The following is a 3,605-nucleotide window of genomic DNA, read 5'->3' on the forward strand; positions in this document are numbered from 1 at the left end:
GCTGAGTACAAGCCGAAGGCAGGGACCGAGGCGGGGCTGGGGTGGTTTCGGAAGCTTGCCGGGCAGGGGAGCGCGGCCGCCTAAAGCCTTCCTTCTCCCCGTCACTATACGGGGAGAAGGTGCCGGCAGGCGGATGAGGGGCAGCGCCGTACCTTCGGCTAGTTGCAGTTACGAATTTCAGGAGCGAAACAATGGAAACCATCGGCTTTATCGGCCTCGGCATCATGGGCGCGCCGATGGCGGGGCATTTGCTGGATGCCGGCTACCCCGTCGTCGCCAGCGACCATCGCTCCAAACCGCCGGCTGACCTGATCGGCAAAGGGCTGAAGACCGTCACCGGCCATGCCGCCGTGGCGAAGGCGGCTGATATCATTATCCTGATGGTGCCGGACACGCCGCAGGTGGCCGACGTCCTGTTCGGCGAGCACGGCGTCGCCTCCGGCCTGTCCAAGGGCAAGCTCGTCATCGACATGAGCTCGATCTCACCTATCGCCACCAAGGAATTCGCGAAAAGGATCAACGATCTCGGCTGCGACTATCTCGACGCGCCGGTATCGGGCGGCGAGGTCGGCGCCAAGGCGGCCTCGCTCACCATCATGGTCGGCGGCGAGGAAACGGCCTTCGAGCGTGCCAGGCCGGCGTTCGAGAAGATGGGAAAGAACATCACGCTCGTCGGCCCGAACGGCGTCGGCCAGACGACCAAGGTCGCCAACCAGATCGTCGTTGCCCTCACGATCGAGGCGGTCGGCGAAGCCCTCGTCTTCGCCTCGAAGGCGGGCGCCGACCCGGCCAAGGTTCGCCAAGCGCTGATGGGCGGGCTCGCCGCCTCGCGCATCCTCGAAGTGCATGGCGAGCGCATGATCAAGCGCACCTTCGCGCCGGGCTTCCGCATCGAGCTGCACCAGAAGGACCTCAACTTGGCCCTGGAAGGCGCCAAGGCGCTCGGCGTCTCGCTGCCCAACACCTCGACGACGCAGCAGCTGTTCAATTCCTGCGCGGCCAATGGCGGCGCCAAGGAGGATCACTCGGCGCTGGTCAGGGCGCTGGAGCGAATGGCGAATTTCGAGGTCGGCGGCGACGCGGCGGAAACCAAAGGCAAGGCAGCATAGGATCAGGAGAGGGCGGCGCAACGTTCCCAAGCCGCCTGCTCCTTTCCTGTCCGAGAACGGCTTCCAGCGTTGTTGCTGGGATCCGTTTCTCGTTCTTGATCTTTCCGGTTACCGCGGACTGCCGCTTCGGTCTCAGCCGCGCTTCAGGAATGCGCGCGCCGCATAAAGGCTCACCGCCGCCGCGTTGGAAACGTTCAACGAGCGGATTGCACCCGGCATGTCGAGGCGGGCCAGCGCGGTCACCGTCTCGCGCGTCTTCTGGCGCAGGCCCTTGCCTTCGGCGCCGAGCACCAGGGCGATCTTGTCGCCGGCGAATGTTTTCTCCAGCTCGGCCGGTCCGTCCGAATCGAGCCCGATGGTCTGGAAGCCGGCCTCGTGCAGTTGTCCCAGTGCGTCGGCGAGGTTCTTCACCTCGATCTGGTCGATATGCTCGAGCGCGCCGGAGGCCGACTTCGCCAGCACGCCCGATTCCTGCGGGCTGTGGCGGGCCGTGGTGATCAGCGCGCCGGCGCCGAAGGCGACCGCGGAGCGCAGGATCGCGCCGACATTGTGCGGATCGGTGACCTGGTCGAGCACGAGCACCAACTGAGTGTCGCCAAGCGCGTCAAGGCGCTTCGGCTTCAGCGGCTCGGCCTCGATCAGAACGCCCTGATGCACGGCATCCGACCCGGTGATCCTGTCGATCTCCTTTGGCTCGACCAGCTCGGCCTTGAAGGGCAGGGCGGTGAGGTCGGCGATCGCCAGCCGCTCGGCGGCGTTGCGCGTCACCAGCATTTTCCTGATCTTGCGCCGGGAATTGTCGAGCGCCGCCCGCACCGTGTGCAGGCCATAGAGCCGCACCAGGCCGTCGCCGGGGGATTCGCCCGGCGGCAGCGGCTGGCGTGGCCGGAATGCGGGTGCGCCGCCGGCCTTCTGGTCGCGGTGGGCGCGACGCAGCTTGGCGTAGTGAGTGTCTTTGGGTGTTCCGGGCTTGTTGTCTTTGCTCATGGCGGGCTTCTATAGCCGTGTCGTCGGGCCATGGATACTGGCAGAAGCCGGCTTGCCGAGGATGCTGTCAAATTCAGCGCATTTTGCCGGGACGTGCGGTTGACACCCACCAGCCTTGCCGCCATAAGGCGCTTCGCTGATTTCGGAGAAGACTTCTACTCGGGCTCCGGATCGGCAAATGCCTCGTTGCATGGCTCCGGCGGCAGACTGGAGAGGTGCCCGAGTGGTTAAAGGGGACGGACTGTAAATCCGTTGGCTTAGCCTACGTTGGTTCGAATCCAACCCTCTCCACCACTGCCGGCCCGGAAGCCCTGAAACGAAAAAGTCTCGGACCGAAAAGCGCATGGCGCTTTTTGGGTGAATCCGGTACTTCAGTGTAAGGCGCGGGTATAGCTCAGTGGTAGAGCAGCAGCCTTCCAAGCTGAATATGCGGGTTCGATTCCCGCTACCCGCTCCAGATTTCCCGAATGAAAGTCACGGAAGTGCCGCCCAGAAATCCTGGGAGTCAAACGCCTGGCTGCCTGGCCTAGGCAACCGGTATCAGCCGGCGCCTTCTTTCGTCCAGCGACACGATGGCAAGGCCGCTGGCCACCACCAGCAGGATGCCGCAGACGGCGAGCGCGTTCGGAAACTGGCCGAACACCAGCAGGCCCGAGATGACCGCCCAGACGGTGAAGCAATAGTAGAACGGCGCCACCGCGCTCGTCGGCCCGACGCGATAGGCCATGAAGATGAAGAAATGGCCGAAGATCAGGAACAGTCCGGCGCCGGCGATGAGCAAGAGGTGGCGGGGCTCCGGCATGACCCAGGGCTCGGAAACGAGATGCGCGACGCCGGAGCCGACCAGCACGACCACGACCGCGGAAATGGCGACGATCATGCCCGGCACCTCGGCGCCGACCTTGCGGCCGGCAAGATCTCGCGCGGCCGACAGGACCGCGTTGCCGAGCGCCAGCAAGGCATAGACCGAAATCCCTTGCATCGTCGGCTGCGCCACCATCAGCGCGCCGATGAAGCCGACCCCGATCAGCGCCATGCGCGCGCCGCCGATACGCTCGCCGAACAGCACCGAGGCGCCGACCAGCATCAGCAGCGGCGTGATCTGTCCGAGCGCCGTTGAATCGGCGATCTGCATGTTGGCGAGCGCCACGACGTAGCAAAGGATCGCCGCCAGTTCGAGCAGGTTGCGGCGCAGCACCTTCCTTTCGAAGATCAAAGGGACCTGCCTGGCATAGCCGAGCAGGACAAGCAGCGGAATTCCCCAGAGCGCCGCCGCGACGCCGCGCAGGAACAGCACCTCGTAAGGCGGCAGGCCGGTGGTCGCGAGCTTCATCATCGTATCGTTGACCAGGTAGGACCCGGTCGAGACGACCATGAACAGCGGGCCGCGGATGTTCGTCGGGATGAACTGCATGCGGCGAAGAAATCAGACCGATGCGGCAGCGGCAATGGGCCAGCGGCCGGGGCGGCTTTCGCCCATTTCATTTTTCGCCTAGCGACCCTATATCC

General features: G+C 64.9%; 3 protein-coding genes, 2 tRNA genes and 1 pseudogene. 4 read left to right on the forward strand and 2 right to left on the reverse strand.

Features of this window, described 5'->3' with window-relative positions:
• A pseudogene (locus EN738_RS36980) lies at positions 1-84 on the forward strand (hydroxypyruvate isomerase); the annotation flags it as partial.
• A gap of 107 nt (positions 85-191) precedes the next feature.
• Positions 192-1,109, forward strand: a complete 918-nt coding sequence (locus tag EN738_RS32320; protein ID WP_127287116.1) for a 2-hydroxy-3-oxopropionate reductase — start codon at positions 192-194, stop codon at positions 1,107-1,109.
• Between the two features lie 132 nt (positions 1,110-1,241).
• On the opposite strand, the gene EN738_RS32325 is transcribed toward EN738_RS32320, so the two are convergent.
• Positions 1,242-2,096 carry an RNA methyltransferase gene (locus tag EN738_RS32325; protein ID WP_127287117.1) on the reverse strand — a complete coding sequence of 285 codons (855 nt, stop codon included), beginning with the start codon at positions 2,094-2,096 and terminating at the stop codon, positions 1,242-1,244.
• A gap of 209 nt (positions 2,097-2,305) precedes the next feature.
• Here EN738_RS32325 and EN738_RS32330 point away from each other — a divergent pair.
• Positions 2,306-2,390: transfer RNA gene (locus tag EN738_RS32330), tRNA-Tyr, on the forward strand.
• Positions 2,391-2,479: 89 nt separating this feature from the next.
• Positions 2,480-2,553, forward strand: a tRNA-Gly gene (locus tag EN738_RS32335).
• A gap of 69 nt (positions 2,554-2,622) precedes the next feature.
• On the opposite strand, the gene EN738_RS32340 is transcribed toward EN738_RS32335, so the two are convergent.
• A complete protein-coding gene (locus tag EN738_RS32340; RefSeq protein ID WP_127287118.1) occupies positions 2,623-3,510 on the reverse strand; it encodes a DMT family transporter in 888 nt (295 codons plus the stop codon).
• Between the last annotated feature and the right edge of the window lie 95 nt (positions 3,511-3,605).

Source organism: Mesorhizobium sp. M4B.F.Ca.ET.017.02.2.1, from assembly GCF_003998955.1.
GTDB classification, from domain to species: Bacteria; Pseudomonadota; Alphaproteobacteria; order Rhizobiales; family Rhizobiaceae; genus Mesorhizobium; species Mesorhizobium abyssinicae.

Excerpts from the sequence above, each read along its gene's own strand:
- EN738_RS32320 (WP_127287116.1), top strand. The coding sequence starts at position 192 with ATGGAAACCATCGGCTTTATCGGCCTCGGCATCATGGGCGCGCCGATG.
- EN738_RS32325 (WP_127287117.1), bottom strand. The coding sequence starts at position 2,096 with ATGAGCAAAGACAACAAGCCCGGAACACCCAAAGACACTCACTACGCC.
- EN738_RS32340 (WP_127287118.1), bottom strand. The coding sequence starts at position 3,510 with ATGCAGTTCATCCCGACGAACATCCGCGGCCCGCTGTTCATGGTCGTC.